Source organism: Erwinia sp. ErVv1 (assembly GCF_900068895.1).
Lineage (GTDB): Bacteria > Pseudomonadota > Gammaproteobacteria > Enterobacterales > Enterobacteriaceae > Erwinia.
On the sequence record NZ_CDPK01000004.1, the window covers coordinates 364,376 to 364,655 of the forward strand.

Here is a 280-nt window from a genome sequence, read left to right on the forward strand (position 1 = left end):
GCGTGGTGGCATACCGCAACAGCGCGGGTGAGCAGCTTAATTTTGAATACGATTTTGAAAACGGCACCCGCCGCGCCACCCGCGAGGATGGCATACAGGCACACTGGCTGGTTGACGACGATGAGAATGTTGCACGTTTCACAGATTATGATGGTCGCCAGACCAGCTTCGTTTACCGCGACGGTGAGTTGTGCGATGTCATCCTGCCTGACGGAGCCATGCGGCGCAGCCAGTGGGACCGCTATGGCCGCCTGACGTCAGAGACTGACCCGGCAGGCCG

At 59.6% G+C, this 280-nt stretch carries 1 pseudogene (only partly in view); it reads left to right on the plus strand.

Annotated features, from left to right (window positions below):
- A pseudogene (locus tag A1830_RS22135) lies at positions 1–280 on the plus strand (type IV secretion protein Rhs); its annotated part reaches 220 nt to the left of the window's first position; the annotation flags it as partial.